Here is a 14,040-nt window from a genome sequence, read left to right as displayed (position 1 = left end):
CCGCCACGCGGGGAGAACACGGTGATGTCCTACGGCCGCGTCGACCCCTTCATCGGCCGTGACGCCGCCCTTGACGGGTTCCGCCGCCTCATCGATTCTCCGCGATGACCCCGCGCGAACGCCCGTTGAGCGCCGCGTACTGCAGCAGCGCGAACCCGGCGACGGTGAGGGCCTGGAGCACCGTCCACACCGCGCCCGCCGGGCTGGGCGTCAGCCACACGGCGAGGGCGGCGAAGCTGACCGCCGCCCAGGCGAGGTTGGCGTCCACGACGGCCCGCACCCCGAGGGCCGGCGGCCGGGGACGCGCCGCCAGCAGGGCCACGCACCCGGCGTACACCGCGAGGAACGCGCCGAGGCCGAGCAGCAGCCCCGAACCGGCGCCGAGGAAGCGGCCCAGCGGCCCGGAGAAGGCGAGGTAGGCGAGCGCGTTGGCGCCGGTCACCACCGCGTCGAGGGCGAGGAAGCGGCGTAGCGTCAGCTGCGGTTCGGCGGTGCGGGCGCGTGCGGCCGGCTGGTTCGTGGTCATGACGAGTCACCCTCCGTCGGGTCGGGACAGCGCTGCGTGGAGCCGGGTGCCGGACCGGAGTGCGCCGGACCGGTACCCGGTGACTTCACGATGCCGTCCCTGCCGGGGCCGGTCGATTACCCGGCAGGTAATGACGTTGATCCACGACCACCCCTGTGAGACCGGCGGCGGGACATGGCAGACTGCGGTGGGACTTGGGCGCGTTGGGGAGGCGTGGCGTGAGTGAGCGGCGGGCCGCAGCCACCGTGGGCCAGGTGGTCCTGGGCAGACGGCTGCAGGAACTCCGGGAGACGGCGGGCCTCAAACGCGAGGAGGCCGCCAAGGTGCTCCGGGTGGCCCCGGCGACCGTGCGGCGCATGGAAACGGCCGAGGTCGCCCTGAAAATTCCGTATGTCCAGATCCTGCTGACGGCGTACGGGGTGCCCACGGACGAGGTCTCGGCGTTCGTGGCGCTGGCCGAGGAGGCGAACCGGCCGGGCTGGTGGCAGCGGTACCACGACGTGCTGCCCGACTGGTTCAGCATGTACGTGAGCCTGGAGGGCGCGGCACGGATCGTCCGCTCCTACGAGCCGCACTTCATACCGGGGCTGCTGCAGACCGAGGACTACGCCCGCTCGGTCCTGGAGGCCGGGACGATCGGCAACGCGGGCCGGGACGCCGTCGAGCGGCACGTGTCGCTGCGCATGGAGCGGCAGCGGCTGCTGGAGGGCGCGGACCCGCCCCACCTGTGGGTGGTCATGGACGAGACGGTGCTGCGGCGCCCGGTGAGCATCGACGGCCGGGTGATGCGCGACCAGTTGGACAAGCTGCTGGAGCTCTCGACGCGAGACCGGGTGACGTTGCAGGTCGCCGAGTTCGAGGACGGGCCGCACCCCGGGACGTACGCGCCGTTCACGCTCTTCCGGTTCGCGGAGCCGGAACTGCCCGACATGGTCTTCACCGAGTACCTGACCGGCGCCCTGTACCTGGACTCCCGGGCGGAGGTCTCTGCGCACCTGGAGGTCCTGGACCACATGACGGCACGTGCCGCCTCGACCCAGCGCACCGAGAAGATACTGCGCGAGTACCGCGAGAACTTCTGACCCGGCGCCCCGGACACATCAGGTCCGAGCACATCAGGCCCAAGCACACCGGGCCCGAGCACATCAGGCCCAAGCACACCGGGCCCGAGCACACCGGGCCCAAGCACACCGGGCCCGAGCACGGCAGGCACCAGCCCACCAGGCCCAGAGGAGACGACACCGTATGACCGGATCCGGCGCCACCCCCGCTCCCGTCGACACCGGCCGGCCGCATCCGGCCCGCGTCTACGACTGGTGGCTGGGCGGCAAGGACAACTACCCGGTGGACGAGGAGCTGGCCCGCAGGATCCTCGCGGCGGACGGCACGGCGGTGCGCGGGGCGCGCGCCAACCGCCGGTTCATGCACCGGGCCGTCCGCACGCTCGCCGAGGCCGGGATCCGCCAGTTCCTGGACATCGGCACCGGCATCCCCACCGAGCCGAACCTGCACCAGGTGGCACAGGCGGTGGCCCCCGAGGCCCGGGTCGTCTACGCCGACAACGACCCGATCGTGCTCAGGCACGCCGAGGCGCTGCTGCACGGCTCGGCGGAGGGATCCACCGAGTACGTCCACGCCGACGTCCGCGATCCGGACCGGACCCTGCGGCTGGCGGGCGAGTCCCTGGACTTCGGCCGGCCGGTCTCCCTGTCCCTGGTGGCGCTGACGCACTACCTCGGCGACGCGGGCGACGGCGACGACGTGCACGGCCTGCTGGGGCGGTACGTCGATGCCCTCGCGCCGGGCAGCTACCTGGTCCTGTCGCAGGTCACGCCCGATCTGAACCCCGAGGCGGTGGGCAAGGCCGCCGGTCTGTTCACGCGCGGCGGCACGCCGTTCCACCCGCGGTCGCTGACCGAGTTCGCGCGCTTCTTCGACGGCCTGGAGCTGCTGGGCCCGGGCGTCATCCCGGTCACCGGGTGGCGGCCGGACCCGGAGGACGTGGCGGCCCAGGCCGAGGGCATCGTGCCGGTGTACGCGGGGGTGGCGCGCAAGGTCTGACGGGCCTTGGAGCCGTCGCCTGCTGACCCGTACGGGCGCCGCGAACGGGTGCGCTCCCGCGCCCGCCCCTAGGTTCGGGAACCAGGGCCCGGTCGATCAAGGGAGCGCACGTGACCGACACGCGGACACCGCCCACCGAGCCGGGCGCGGCGCTGCTGCGTGCGGGACGGTTCTTCCGGCCCGGCACCGCGGCGCCCGACCTGCACAGCATCGGGCTGGTCGGCGGCCGGGAGGCGGACGCCTTCTACCGGGACCGCTGGAGCCACGACAAGGTCGTGACCTCCACGCACGGCGTGAACTGCACCGGCTCGTGCCGCTGGAACGTGTTCGTCAAGGACGGCGTCATCACCTGGGAGACCCAGGCGACGGACTACCCGTCGGTCGGCCCGGACGACTACGTGCGGCGCTACGCCGACCTGCCGTTCCTGGTGACGCTGACCGAGCGGGACGGGGCGTACGTCCCGGCGAAGTTCCTGCGCGCGGCCGACCTGGGGCAGGAGGGCGAGGACGCCCGTTGGAAGACGGTCGTGCTGGACGAGGCGTCGGGCCGCGCGGTCGTCCCCAACGGCTCGCTGGGCTTCCGCTGGAACGAGGCGGACCGGGGCAAGTGGAACCCCGCGCATCGAGGTGGGCCGGCCGACGGTCTGCGCGGAGACCTCCGTGGGACGGCTCGGGTATCTGGGGGTCGTGCTGTACGACGCCGACAAGGTGACCGAAGCGGCCTCCACGCCGGACGAGCAGGAGCTGTACGAGGCACAGCTGGGTGTCTTCCTGGACCCGGAGGACCCCGCGGTGCGGCGGGCCGCGGAGGAGGCGGGGATCCCCCTCGACTGGATCGAGGCGGCCCGGCGCTCCCCCGTGCACGCGCTCGTCAGCAGGTACCGGGTGGCGCTGCCGCTGCATCCGGAGTACCGCACCATGCCGATGGTCTGGTACATCCCGCCGCTGTCGCCGGTGGTGGACGCGCTGACGGAGACCGGGCACGACGGCGAGGACGCGGGCAACCTCTTCGGCGCGATCGACACGCTGCGCATCCCGCTGGAGTACCTGGCGGAACTGTTCACGGCCGGCGACGTCGGCCCCGTGCGGGCGTCGTTGGAGAAGCTGGCGGCGATGCGCTCCCGCATGCGGGCGGTCAACCTCGGCGAGGAGCCCGACCCGGCCGTCCGCGCGGGCGTCGGGATGCGTGCCCAGGAGATCGAGGACATGTACCGGCTGCTGGCGATCGCCAAGTACGAGGAGCGGTACGTGATCCCGACGGCGGCCGTCGGGGACGCGCACCGGCTGGAGGCGTCGGCCCTCCCGGACACGTGCAGCCTGGACACGAACGGCGGCCCCGGCATGGGCTGCGACGGACCGTTCGGCCAGGACTCGGGACGCAAGAGGCTGCCGCTGGTGCCGGTGGAGAACTTCCACATCCTGCGCAGGCGGCAGACCGCGGACGACGAGAGGGAGGTCTGATCCGATGCCCGGCTTCGAGGTGCTCTACCAGGCGGCGGCGCTCTGTCTGACGTATCCCGACGACGACTTCCGCGACCGGCTGCCCCTGCTGCGCGAGGCGGCACCGCAACTGCGCGGCTTCACCGACCACGCGGCGGTGACCGAGCAGGGCGAACTCCAGGCCCACTACGTGGAGGTCTTCGACTTCAAGAACCGGCACAGCCTGTACCTGAGCAGGTGGACCGACGGCGACACCCGCAACCGGGGGATGTCGCTGGTCCGCTTCAAGGAGCTGTACCGCGCTCACGGCCTGGAGTTCACCGGCGAGGAGCTGCCCGACTTCCTGCCGGCCGTGCTGGAGTTCGCCTCCCGTACCGGGGACATCGGCATGCTCACCGAGCACCGCGAAGCCCTGCACCAGCTCCGCTCCCGGCTCACCGCCTTCGGCACGCCCTACGCGCGCGTCCTGGACGCCGTGTGCGCCACCCTGCCGCCCGCACCCACCCGAGCCCGCCCGTGACCGTCCTCCTCTGGGGCGCGCTGCCCTACGCCGCGTTCGCCCTGCTGGTCGCCGGTCTGATCTGGCGGCGGCACGGCGGCCGGGGTGCTGGCGGTCGCCGGCATCCTGATCCTGATCCACCGGCGGCGCACCAACGCGCCCGTGTTCCGGGTGACGACCGCCGACGACAAGGTCATGTACGTCTTCCTGCTCGGCGCGATCGTCCTCGGCATGGTGGCCAAGCTCGCGCACTCCTCCGGCACCGGCTACGACTACCGGCACACCATCGCGCCGTGGTCGCGCAGCCTGTTCACCCTCCAGCCGAAGACGGAGCTGATGGCGGGCGTGCCGGTGCTGTACCAGGTGCACGCGGTGATCGGGATGGTGCTGATCGCGCTGGTGCCCTACACCCGGCTGGTGCGCATGTTCAGCGCGCCGGTGCAGTACCTGGTCCGGCCCTACGTGGTCTACCGGTCGCGCGACCCCAGGCAGCTGGGGCCGCGCCCGGACCGGCGGGGCTGGGAGCGCGCGGGCTCCTAGGCCAGCTTCGCCGTGAGGGTGATGGTCGTACCGGTCAGGGCCTGGCTGACCGGGCAGTTCTTCTTGGCGTCCTCGGCGGCGGCGGTGAACGCCTCCTCGTCGAGGCCGGGGACGGTGCCCTCCACGGTGAGGTGGATGCCCTTGATGCCCTCACCGGGCTGGAAGGTGACGTCGGCGGAGGTGGTGAGCTTGGTGGGCGGGGTGCCGGCGCCGGCCAGGCCGTGCGACAGCGCCATGGAGAAGCAGCTGGAGTGGGCGGCGGCGATCAGCTCTTCCGGGCTGGTCTTGCCGTTCGCCTGCTCGGCGCGCGACGGCCACGACACCGGCTGCTCGCCGATGCCGGACGAGTCGAAGGTGACGACACCGCTGCCCTCGAGCAGGTTGCCTTCCCAGACGGTGTGTGCGGAGCGCGTGGTTGCCACGGCGGGTCCTCTCGAATTCTCTTGCTGTACCTGGGCGGTGGGAGCCCGGCGGCCGGGTTCCCACCCCCATCCGATCACACTCCGGCTCAGCTCACGCGGAACACCGGTCACCGGGCGGTGAACGGCAGCCGCGACCCCTGCGGAATCAGGTAGGCGTGCCCTGGGCGGGGCCCCGGCGGCAGAAGCCGTCGAGGTCGACGTAGTCGCTGGGTGGGCCGGGCGGGCCGCCGAGCATGTCGCCGGTGTGGGCGGGACGGGCCCGTGCGCAGCCGGTTCAAGGGGCTGTGGGCCCCTCCGTGCGAGGGGCGGCGGACTCCTCAGCGCGCCGCCTGCGGGCCGCCATCACGGCGTAGACCAGCACGCCCGCGAACAGGAACAGCACGCCCTGGTACACCGCCGCGTAGCCGGCACCGGCGACCAGCCAGAGGGAGAAGGCGGCCGCGACCGCCGCGATCGCCCCGTCCCGCACCAGCCGTGCCCGGTCGACCTTCTCGCCCTGTCCGGAGACCAGGTGGAAGATCTGCGCCGCGGTCGCCAGCAGGTACGGCACGGTCGCGGTGAAGGTGGTGACGAGCACGAGCACCTCGAAGACCTTCGCCGAGCCGGATGTGTAGTTGTAGACGGTGAGGAGGGAGGCGAGGACGACGGTGACGCCGACGCCGACCGTGGGCACGCCGCGCCGCCTGCGCGCGAACACGGCAGGGAAGAGGCCGTCCTTCGCGGCGGCGTACGGGGTCTGGGCGCTGAGCAGGGTCCAGCCGTTGAGGCAGCCGGTCATCGACACCAGCGCGGCCAGCGCGACGGCCCAGCCGCCCCAGGCGCCGCCGAACATGGCGTTCACGGCGTCGGAGAAGGGCGCCGTGGAGGTCACCAGGCGGTCGTGGGAGACGGTGCCGAAGACGGAGAGCGTGCCCAGCAGGTAGACGAGGGCGGCGCCCGCGGTGCCGATGACCGTGGCCCGGCCGACCGTGCGCCGCGGGTCCTTCACCTCGCCCGCGCTGACCGCGGCGGACTCCACGCCGAGGTAGGAGAAGAGCAGGATCGCGGCGGCGGCGGAGACCGCGCCGATGCCGCTGCCGCCGCTCGCGTTGAACGGGCCGAGGTTGTCCGGGTCGAAGAAGAACAGCCCGCCGACCGCGACGAGCAGCAGCGGCGCGAACTTCAGCACCGTGGACACCAGCTGGACGGCGCCCACGTAGCGGGTGCCGGCGAGGTTGGCGAGCGCCGGCAGCCACTGGATGACGAGCGCGGCCAGGCACGCGGTCCAGCGGTGGTCGTTCACCGGGATCAGGACGTCGAGGTAGCCGACGGCGGCGACGGCGAGCGCGGCGTTGGACACCCAGGTGGTGATCCAGTAGGCCCAGGCGGCGAGGAAGCCGGCGAAGTCGCCGAAGGCCTCGCGGGCGTAGACGTAGGGGCCGCCGGTGCGCGGGTCGCGGGCGGCGAGGCGGCCGAAGACCAGGGCGAGCGCGATGGCGCCGCCGGTCAGGACGCCGAAGGCCAGCAGGCTGACGGTGCCGAAGGGGGCGACGGAGGCCGGGAGCAGGAAGATGCCGCCGCCGATGATGTTGCCCATGACGAGGGCGGTGGCGACGGGGAGCCCGAAGCGGCGGGCGTGCCTGCCGCCGTCCGGTGCGGGGGCCGCGGGGGTCTCCTGCGACGCCGGAGCCGGTGGGGGGACGGTCCCGGTGACGTGCATGGGGTGGTGCGCCTTCCTTGGAACTGGTGCCCGGGATCGCCAGGGCGGCGCCCATGGTCGGGCACGGTCCGGCGCAGCTCCAAATCAGGCGCTTTTGTCCTGCACGACCCCGTCCGGGGCCGGAAAAGGTGCGCTGTCGACGACCCTGGACCGGGAATCCTCCACGGGCACCTGCGGGCCGTTCGATTCGCGCAGCCAGCGCCGCAGGACCCGGTGCACGTGCTCCGCGCCGACTATCTCCGCCCCCTCGGCGACCGGCGCGGACAGGACGACCGGCGACAGCAGGAAGGCCCGCGACTGGGCACCGCCGAGTCCGCCGTGGGAGCCGATCTGCTCCTCGAAGGCGAGGACCTCGCCGTCGACCGGGTCGTAGAAGGAGTTGACCATGATGTCGGCGGTGTGCGGGAACGAATGCGTGCGGCGGACGGCGTCGGCCGCGCCGGGTCCGAAGGGCGCGAGCGGGCCGGGCTCCTCGTCGAGCCGGTCCAGGGGGATCTCCGCGCCGCGCGCGCCGAGCACGAGGCCGCCGTGCTCGCTGTCGACCAGCAGGAAGCCGACGCCGGGATGGTTGGCGAGGGTCGGCAGCAGGGCGGGGTGGCGCGCGTCGATCTCCTCCCGCGTCATCCGGTGACGCACGTCCGGGAAGGAGACCAGGCCCAGGTTCCCGGAGGCCAGCACGATCGGCTCCGAGCGGCGGCCGGTGGGGGTGTCGGCGGGGCGCTGCTGCTCGGCGCCCTCCTCGACCGGCCGGTGCAGGGCGGCCCGTACGGTGTTGCGCGCCTCGGCGCCGCTGCGGGTGCGCTGGGCCCGGCGCGGCACGGGCAGTCCGCAGCCGGCCCGCACCAGGTCGCCGAGGGTGAGGCCGTAGCGGGCGCGGAAGGTCTCGCCGGGGCTCTGGCCGTGGTCGGACAGGACGACGATCCGGTACTTGCGGGGCGCGTGCTCGGCGACCTTCTCGATCAGCGCGAGGGACCGGTCGAGCCGCTGGAGGACCTTCGCGGCGTCCCGGCTGCCCGGCCCGGAGTGGTGCGCCACCTCGTCGTACGCCACCAGATCGGCGTAGACGGCGGTGCGTCCGGCGAGCATGTCGCCCATCACGGCGGCGACCACGACGTCCCGTTCGACGACGGTCGCGAAGGCGCGGACGAAGGGGTAGAGGCCGCCGCGGGAGACGTGCGGGCGGACCTTGTGCACGCGCGCGCGGGTGGACTGGCCGATCTCGCGGCCCACCTCGGCGACGAAGGACATCGCGGTGCGGACGGCGTTGGCCGGGTCGGAGAAGTAGGCGAAGTAGCCGGACCTGGACCGTGTCTCCGGGCTGCGGCGGCGGGTGGCTATGGAGAGCACGAGGGCCTGCTCGTCGGCGCCGCCGCCGAAGAGGTTGCCGCGGCTGGCGCCGTCGAAGGTGAGCAGTCCGCCGTCGCCGGTGTGCTTGACGGCACGGTGCTGGAGTTGGGCGGCGCTGGTCGGGCGGTTGCAGACCACGACCTCGCCGCTGTCCTTCTCGAACCAGCGGAAGGCCGGGACGTCGTGGTTGGAGCCATGCAGGATGCCGAGCTGGCTGGCGCCGGTCTGGCTGGACCAGTCGGTGCGCCACAGGGCGAGCCGGTGGGTCGCGGAAGCGCCGTCGCGGCCGAGCCAGCGGGCGACGGTGGGCATGGCGCCGCTGTCGGCGGCGGCCAGCAGGACGTCGTGGCCGACGCCGTCCAGTTGCAGGAAGAGGGTGCCGGGGCCGGACGGACAGGGCGGGCCGGATCTGCGGCGGCGGTCGGCGAGCCGGTAGAGCCGGCGCCGGTAGGCGTCGTCGTCGCGCACGGCCAGGGCACCGCCGGTGGCCGAGGCGACGGCGGACATGACGGCGGCCACCACGACCGCCGTCTCCGGGGCGACGCCGCCGCGCCCCGCCGGGTTCACGTCGATGGCGAGGAGCAGCAGCCCGCCGTTGAGGAAGAAGACCAGCAGCCCCAGAACCAGCGCCGGCACCAGGAGCAGCAGCCGGACCATCAGCGGCCACACCAGGGCGGACAGCAGACCGAAGGCGCCGGCGCCGACCGCGGCGGTCATGGCGATGTCGGTCGCGCTGTCGCCGTCGGGCGACTGGAGCCGGAAGTCCGGCAGGATCCCGGCGAGCACGAGCATAGTGAGGGTGGACACGGCCCACACCGCGACACTCCGCCCCATCTGACTGGCGACCCGGCGCCAACGCCCTCCACCCACGCTCCGCACACCTCACGTCCCGGCCCGTCGTCGGCACGGGCCTGCCCCACCCTGTCACAACGGTCCGGAGCACCCGTTTGTCCCCCCGGGTCCGGTTCACACCCCGCGGCCGGGTCAGCGGCCGTCGTACCCCGCCGTCGGCATCGACAGTCTGCGGTGGACGCACGCCTTCATCCCGGCGTCGTAGGACGGTTCGGCGTGGCCGGCCGTCTCGATCCGGACGCCGCGCCGCGCGCACTCCGCGGTGAACTCCTCCACCGACGACAGCGCGCTCTCCAGCACCCGGCGGCTGGGCGCCACGAACAGGTCGTGCCCGGGGCGGACGCCGTCCCACAGGGCGCCGTGGTCGGGTCGCAGGCCGCGTACCAGCAGTTCTCTGGCGACGACGTATCCGTTCTCCGCGGCCCAGCGGGCGCACATGGCGTGCTGGCTGCGGGAGTCGACCAGGAAGGGATCGTCGTCCAACTGCTCCAGCGGCGTCAGACTCGCGATCGCCGTCACCCGCACCAGCCCCATGGGGTCCCCCTCACCTCCCGTTTTCGCCGCCGACCCTACTCCTGGACGTAGGCTTCGGGCAGTCGCGCGAAGGAGGCAAAGAGGTGCCGGTGGAGCTCACGTGGTGGGGTCACGCCACCTGCACGGTCGAGGACTCGGACATCCGTGTACTCACCGATCCTCTGTTCGTCCGCAGACTCGCCCATCTGCGCCGCAGACGAGGCGCGCTGCCACCGTCGGACGCCTGGCGCGCGGACGTGGCGCTCGTCTCCCACCTGCACGCCGACCACCTGCACGTGCCGTCGCTCGCGCGGCTCGCGCCGGGCACGCGCCTGCTCGTGCCCCGGGACGCACGACGGGCGGTGCCCGGACTGCGCCGGCTCGGGCACCTGGAGCTGACCGAGGTGGCGCCCGGTGACGAGGCGACCGTCGGGGACCTGCGGATACGGGCGGTACCGGCACGGCACGACGGGCGGCGGCTGCCGGTCGGACGGCACCGCTCCCCCGCGCTCGGCTATGTCGTCGAGGGTGAGGCACGAACGTACTTCGCCGGTGACACCGGCCTGTTCGACGGCATGGAGAAGGAGGTCGGGCCGGTCGACGCGGCACTGCTGCCGGTGGGCGGCTGGGGGCCGTACCTGGGCGCTGAGCACCTGGACGCGGGGCGGGCCGCCGAGGCGCTGGCCCGGCTGGCGCCGCGCACGGCGGTGCCGGTGCACTACGGCACGTACTGGCCGATCGGGTTGGACGCCGTGCGCCCCCACGAGTTCCACACGCCGGGAGACGAGTTCGTGCGCCTGTCGGCGCTGCGCGCGCCGGGTGTGTCGGTGCACCGGCTGGAACACGGCGGGAGCGTACGGGTGGAGGTCGCGCGGTGAACTGGCTGGGCGCCGCCGTGACGAGCATCCCGACCGAGCCGACCCAGCAGGCGTTCGGTTATCCCTCGCTGTTCCTGCTGGTACTGATCGGGGCGCTGGTACCGGTGGTGCCGACGGGCGCGCTGGTGAGTTCGGCGGCCGTGGTCGCGATGCACCAGGCCCTGCCGTTTCCGATGCTGATGGTGTTCGCGACGGCGTCGCTGGCCGCGTTCTGCGGGGACATGGCGCTGTACTGGCTGGGGCGAAGGGGCGTCGGCTCGAAGAACGGCTCGCGCTGGCTGGAGGCGATCCGGTCCCGGGCGCCCGAGGACCGGCTGGAGCAGGCCCAGGAGAAGCTCGCCGAGCACGATGTCGCGGTGCTCGTGCTGTCCCGGATGGTGCCGGCGGGGCGGATACCGGTGATGCTGGCCTGCCTGCTGGCCGAGTGGCCACTGCGCCGGTTCGCCCGGGGCAACCTTCCGGCCTGCCTGGCCTGGGCGGTGACGTACCAGCTGATCGGCGTCCTGAGCGGTGCCCTGTTCAGCAAGCCGTGGGAGGGAGTGGCCGCGGCGATCGCGCTGACGGTACTGGTCAGCGGGGCGCCGAGCGTGTGGCGGCGGTTGCGGGGGCCGGCGAAGGCATAGGCCCTGCCCGCGAGGCATCCGGGCGCCGGGCGGCCGGCCCCGGTCACTCCAGCACGCGGGAGCCGCCGACCGGGAGGTCCCACAGGTGCTCCCGGGGCAGACCCGCCCGCTGCCAGGCGGCGCGTACGCGGGTGAGCGGTTCCAGCACCGGTTCCGCGGACAGGACGAACGTGCCCCAGTGCATCGGCGCCATCCGGCGGGCGCCCACGTCCTGGGCGGCCCGCACCGCCTCCTCCGGGTCGCAGTGCACGTCGCTCAGCCACCAGCGGGGGTCGTAGGCGCCGATGGGAAGCAGGGCGAGGTCGATGCCGGGGTAGCGACGGCCGATGCGCGTGAACCAGTGGCCGTACCCGGTGTCACCGGCGAAGTACACGCGCCGGCCGTCGGGGTCGGTGAGGACCCAGCCGCCCCACAGGGTGCGACAGGTGTCGGTGAGGCTGCGCTTGGACCAGTGGTGGGCCGGTACGAAGTCGAAGCGGACGCCGCCCAGTTCCGCGGCCTCCCACCAGTCCAGCTCGGTGACGCGGGTGAAGCGGCGGCGGTGGAACCAGCGGCCGAGCCCGGCCGGGGCGAAGACGGGGGTGTCGCGCGGCAGCCTGCGCAGGGTGGGGGCGTCCAGGTGGTCGTAGTGGTTGTGGCTGATGACGACCGCGTCCACCCTGGGCAGGGCACTCCAGGGGACGCCGACGGGGGTGACGCGGGCCGGGGTACCGAGGATGCGGCGCGACCAGACCGGGTCGGTGAGGACGGTGAGCCCGCCGATGCGCACCACCCAACTGGCGTGTCCGGCCCAGGTGACGGCGACGGTGCGCGCGTCGACGCGGGGCAGCGGGCCGGGTGCGTAGGGCAGCCGGGGGATGTCGGCGAGCCCCTCGGGGCCGGGTCTCACCGCGCCCTCGCGGGCGAATCTGGCGAAGGCCTTCAGGCCGGGGAGCGGCGCGGTCAGCCGGTCGTGGAAGGTCCGCGGCCACACCCGGTGTTCGGCCATCGGCCGGGGTTCGGCGAGCGGCGGGTACGAGGGGGCCGAGGAAGACGCGGAGGGCGGCGCGTCGAGGTCCCCGGTGTCCCCGGTATGTCTGGTGTTCCTGCTGTTCCCGGTGTCCTCAGTGGGCCTAGCCGTGGGCGTAGCCGAGGACGGGCGCGTGGTCGACCGGGGCTGCTGCGTCATCGAGGAGGCTCCCATCGCTGAGCGTCGCGGAGATCGCCGAAGACCGACTTCAGACCGATCAACGCACGTTGCACGTGTGGCAGTTCCAACGGGTCGGGGGACGTGAGACATTCCGCGCGCTGCTCAGCGGTGCCGCCGTCGAGCAGCGGGCCGGTGGCGAGCCGCACGCGCAGAGCGGCGAGGTCGTCGCCGAAGCGGTGGCCGCCGGGGGCGGGCATGCCGAGCCGGGCGGTGAGGAAGTCCTCCAGTTCCTGGGTGTCGCCGACGCCCTGGGCGCCGAGCGCGTCGCGCAGCGGACCGAGGTCGGCGTAGAGGTGGCGGCCGGCCTGCGGGGGCCGGGCGGTGGCGCCCGCGGCCACGACGGCGGCGTGCACGGCGGCGGCCACGCGCGCGTGCAGGCGTACGGCGGCGGAGCGGCGGGCGGTGACCGGCTCGGGTTCGGCGAGCGCGTACCCGGCCGCGGCGGCGACGGGCGCGGCGACGTTGGCGCCGAGCGCGGTGAGCACGTCGAGCACACGCGCGTGCAGGCCGTCCCCGGCGGCGGACGCGGGGAAGCGGGCGACGGCGGCCGGCCAGCCCGGCGGCAGCAGCGCGCCGGCCAGGTCGGTGACGACGGTGACCCGTTCGGGCAGCATCTCGGCGGGGCTGAGCAGCACGGTGGCGTGCGGGTCGTGCAGGGTGTCCCGCCAGGTTTCGTCGCTGACCAGGTGCAGTCCCTCGTCGGCGGCGGCCTCGACGGTCTCGTGCAGCAGTTCGGGCGGCGCGACGGTTCCGGTGGGGTCGTCGGCGACGGACAGCACGAGCAGGCGGGGGTCGCCGCCCTCGGCGCGGACCCGGCGGACGGTTTCCAGGAGGGCGTACGGGTCGGGGACGCCGCCGGACTCGGCCGGGGTCGGCACGTGGAAGACGGGTCTGCCCAGCAGCCGCGCGTACGGCGCCCACCAGGCTGCGCAGGGGCGGGGCACCAGGACGTCGCCGCCGAGCGCGGCGGTCAGCGCGAGCAGCAGGGCGTTGGCGCCGGGGGCGGCGGCCACGTGGCCGGGCTCGGTGGGCAGGCCGCGCCGGTCCCAGTAGCCGCAGGCGGCGTCCAGGAGGGGCGGGGCGCCGCCCGCCGGTTCGTCGTGGCCGCGGCCCGCGGCGGCGGCGAGTACGGCGGACAGTTCGGGCAGCACGGGCAGACCGCCGTCGCCGGGGAGGTGCGGGCCGTACCGGACGGGGCCGTGCCCTACGGACTCCTGCCCTGCGGACTCATGCCTTTCCGAGCCGTACCCTACGGCGCCACGCCCTTCGGAGCCATGCCTCGCGGAGTCATGGCCTTCGGGGTCCGTCCGCCGCATGCGTGCCTCCGCGCAGTCCGTGGTGCCGTGTCCCGTCGCCGTCCGGCCGGGTGCTCTTTCCCCGGTCGTTGCACCAAGTACCCATCGTGCCGCCCTGCCATGGCTGTGACCCCGGTCGCGGATCACACGCGGACC

The 14,040-nt window shown here is 73.8% G+C and carries 12 protein-coding genes and 2 pseudogenes; 7 read left to right on the top strand and 7 right to left on the bottom strand.

Annotated elements, in window-relative coordinates:
• Nucleotides 1-88: 88 nt before the first annotated feature.
• Nucleotides 89-526, bottom strand: a complete 438-nt coding sequence (locus ACIQ1J_RS27055; RefSeq protein WP_403560780.1) for a hypothetical protein — start codon at nt 524-526, stop codon at nt 89-91.
• Between the two features lie 218 nt (nt 527-744).
• Here ACIQ1J_RS27055 and ACIQ1J_RS27050 point away from each other — a divergent pair, with 218 nt between their 5' ends.
• The 5 genes and pseudogenes from ACIQ1J_RS27050 (at nt 745) to ACIQ1J_RS27030 (ending at nt 5,066) form a co-directional block, all read left to right on the top strand.
• Entirely contained in the window at nt 745-1,608 is an 864-nt protein-coding gene (locus ACIQ1J_RS27050; RefSeq protein ID WP_210962437.1) for a helix-turn-helix transcriptional regulator, read from the top strand.
• A 163-nt stretch (nt 1,609-1,771) separates the two neighbouring features.
• On the top strand, nt 1,772-2,587 hold the full coding sequence (locus ACIQ1J_RS27045) for an SAM-dependent methyltransferase (RefSeq protein WP_403560778.1): 816 nt from the start codon (nt 1,772-1,774) through the stop codon (nt 2,585-2,587).
• Nucleotides 2,588-3,202: 615 nt separating this feature from the next.
• A pseudogene (narY, locus tag ACIQ1J_RS27040) lies at nt 3,203-4,048 on the top strand (nitrate reductase subunit beta); the annotation flags it as partial.
• A 4-nt stretch (nt 4,049-4,052) separates the two neighbouring features.
• Nucleotides 4,053-4,547, top strand: a complete 495-nt coding sequence (gene narJ, locus ACIQ1J_RS27035) for a nitrate reductase molybdenum cofactor assembly chaperone (RefSeq protein WP_403560776.1) — start codon at nt 4,053-4,055, stop codon at nt 4,545-4,547.
• Nucleotides 4,544-5,066 (top strand): annotated as a pseudogene (locus ACIQ1J_RS27030) (respiratory nitrate reductase subunit gamma). Before narJ ends, ACIQ1J_RS27030 begins: the two are co-directional and overlap by 4 nt.
• On the opposite strand, the gene ACIQ1J_RS27025 reads toward ACIQ1J_RS27030, so the two are convergent.
• From ACIQ1J_RS27025 to ACIQ1J_RS27010, 4 genes are all read right to left on the bottom strand, one after another.
• Complete coding sequence (locus tag ACIQ1J_RS27025) at nt 5,063-5,488, bottom strand: OsmC family protein (protein WP_114530804.1); 426 nt, start codon at nt 5,486-5,488, stop codon at nt 5,063-5,065. The pseudogene ACIQ1J_RS27030 and the gene ACIQ1J_RS27025 sit on opposite strands and share 4 nt — an antisense overlap.
• A gap of 274 nt (nt 5,489-5,762) precedes the next feature.
• A complete protein-coding gene (locus ACIQ1J_RS27020; RefSeq protein WP_403560774.1) occupies nt 5,763-7,187 on the bottom strand; it encodes an amino acid permease in 1,425 nt (474 codons plus the stop codon).
• An 84-nt stretch (nt 7,188-7,271) separates the two neighbouring features.
• The gene (locus ACIQ1J_RS27015; RefSeq protein WP_403561047.1) at nt 7,272-9,368 is read right to left on the bottom strand and encodes a phage holin family protein; all 2,097 of its coding nucleotides are present in this window, start codon (nt 9,366-9,368) and stop codon (nt 7,272-7,274) included.
• A gap of 150 nt (nt 9,369-9,518) precedes the next feature.
• Nucleotides 9,519-9,920 carry a hypothetical protein gene (locus ACIQ1J_RS27010; protein ID WP_403560772.1) on the bottom strand — a complete coding sequence of 134 codons (402 nt, stop codon included), beginning with the start codon at nt 9,918-9,920 and terminating at the stop codon, nt 9,519-9,521.
• Nucleotides 9,921-10,003: 83 nt separating this feature from the next.
• On the opposite strand from ACIQ1J_RS27010, the gene ACIQ1J_RS27005 reads away from it, so the two are divergent.
• Together ACIQ1J_RS27005 and ACIQ1J_RS27000 are read left to right on the top strand one after the other, a co-directional pair.
• Nucleotides 10,004-10,777, top strand: coding sequence for an MBL fold metallo-hydrolase (locus ACIQ1J_RS27005; protein ID WP_403560770.1), 774 nt, complete (start codon nt 10,004-10,006; stop codon nt 10,775-10,777).
• A complete protein-coding gene (locus ACIQ1J_RS27000; RefSeq protein WP_403560768.1) occupies nt 10,774-11,400 on the top strand; it encodes a DedA family protein in 627 nt (208 codons plus the stop codon). The genes ACIQ1J_RS27005 and ACIQ1J_RS27000 overlap by 4 nt, the downstream gene beginning before the upstream one ends.
• Before the next feature lie 43 nt (nt 11,401-11,443).
• On the opposite strand, the gene ACIQ1J_RS26995 is transcribed toward ACIQ1J_RS27000, so the two are convergent.
• Nucleotides 11,444-12,568, bottom strand: coding sequence for an MBL fold metallo-hydrolase (locus ACIQ1J_RS26995; protein ID WP_403560766.1), 1,125 nt, complete (start codon nt 12,566-12,568; stop codon nt 11,444-11,446).
• Nucleotides 12,565-13,905: an aminotransferase class I/II-fold pyridoxal phosphate-dependent enzyme gene (locus tag ACIQ1J_RS26990; protein WP_403560764.1), complete on the bottom strand. Its 1,341-nt coding sequence runs from the start codon at nt 13,903-13,905 to the stop codon at nt 12,565-12,567. The genes ACIQ1J_RS26995 and ACIQ1J_RS26990 overlap by 4 nt, the downstream gene beginning before the upstream one ends.
• Nucleotides 13,906-14,040 lie beyond the last annotated feature (135 nt).

This window comes from Streptomyces sp. NPDC097107 (assembly GCF_044762405.1).
GTDB lineage: Bacteria > Actinomycetota > Actinomycetes > Streptomycetales > Streptomycetaceae > Streptomyces > Streptomyces thinghirensis.
The sequence above is the reverse complement of the archived record's forward strand: the minus strand, read 5'-3'. Positions and strand labels throughout refer to the sequence as shown.

Bases quoted from the DNA above. Each gene is read 5' to 3' on its own strand.
- ACIQ1J_RS27045 (WP_403560778.1), top strand. From the start codon at position 1,772: ATGACCGGATCCGGCGCCACCCCCGCTCCCGTCGACACCGGCCGGCCG.
- ACIQ1J_RS27010 (WP_403560772.1), bottom strand. From the start codon at position 9,920: ATGGGGCTGGTGCGGGTGACGGCGATCGCGAGTCTGACGCCGCTGGAG.
- narJ (WP_403560776.1), top strand. From the start codon at position 4,053: ATGCCCGGCTTCGAGGTGCTCTACCAGGCGGCGGCGCTCTGTCTGACG.
- ACIQ1J_RS26990 (WP_403560764.1), bottom strand. From the start codon at position 13,905: ATGCGGCGGACGGACCCCGAAGGCCATGACTCCGCGAGGCATGGCTCC.
- ACIQ1J_RS26995 (WP_403560766.1), bottom strand. From the start codon at position 12,568: ATGACGCAGCAGCCCCGGTCGACCACGCGCCCGTCCTCGGCTACGCCC.
- ACIQ1J_RS27015 (WP_403561047.1), bottom strand. From the start codon at position 9,368: ATGGGGCGGAGTGTCGCGGTGTGGGCCGTGTCCACCCTCACTATGCTC.
- ACIQ1J_RS27020 (WP_403560774.1), bottom strand. From the start codon at position 7,187: ATGCACGTCACCGGGACCGTCCCCCCACCGGCTCCGGCGTCGCAGGAG.
- ACIQ1J_RS27055 (WP_403560780.1), bottom strand. From the start codon at position 526: ATGACCACGAACCAGCCGGCCGCACGCGCCCGCACCGCCGAACCGCAG.